At 66.7% G+C, this 716-nt stretch carries 2 pseudogenes; both read left to right on the plus strand.

Annotated elements, in window-relative coordinates:
* Positions 1–602 (plus strand): annotated as a pseudogene (locus tag CCN39_RS48975) (sulfurtransferase); the annotation flags it as partial.
* Positions 602–716 (plus strand): annotated as a pseudogene (locus tag CCN39_RS52510) (DUF1416 domain-containing protein); the annotation flags it as partial. The pseudogenes CCN39_RS48975 and CCN39_RS52510, both read left to right, overlap by 1 nt.

Consider the following 716-nt stretch of genomic DNA (forward strand, 5'->3'; position numbering starts at 1 on the left):
GGTGCGCCGCGACTTCGTCTCCAAAGAGGGCTTCGAGAAGCTCCTCTCGGAGAAGGGCATCTCCAACGACGACCTCGTGGTCCTCTACGGCGGCAACAACAACTGGTTCGCCGCGTACGCGTACTGGTACTTCAAGCTGTACGGCCACGAGAACGTCAAGCTGCTCGACGGCGGCCGCAAGAAGTGGGAGCTCGACGGCCGTGAGCTGAACTCCGACGAGGTCAAGCGCGCCGCCACCGACTACAAGGCCCAGGACCAGGACCTGTCGCTGCGCGCCTTCCGCGACGAGNNCGGCGCACCTGCCGCAGGAGCAGTCCCAGGTTCCCGGCCACATCCCCGGCGCGCTGAACGTGCCGTGGGCGAAGGTCGCCAACGAGGACGGCACCTTCAAGACCGAGGAAGAGATCAAGGAGCTGTACAAGGACGAGGGCATCGACGAGGGCAAGGGCACCATCGCCTACTGCCGCATCGGCGAGCGCTCCTCGATCGCGTGGTTCGCGCTCCACGAGCTGCTGGGCTACGAGGACGTGAAGAACTACGACGGTTCATGGACGGAATACGGCTCGCTCGTCGGCGTGCCGGTCGAGTTGGGAGCCAAGTGATGGCGGTTGACGACAGCTGCGGCGCACCGGTCCAGGAGGCCACGCCGGCGGACTACGACACGCGCGGCCAGGTCGTGCTGGCCGGCAAGGTGACGGGCGCGAACGGGCCGGTCG

Origin of the sequence: Amycolatopsis kentuckyensis, from assembly GCF_002155975.1 — a bacterium.
Taxonomy (GTDB): Bacteria; Actinomycetota; Actinomycetes; order Mycobacteriales; family Pseudonocardiaceae; genus Amycolatopsis; species Amycolatopsis kentuckyensis.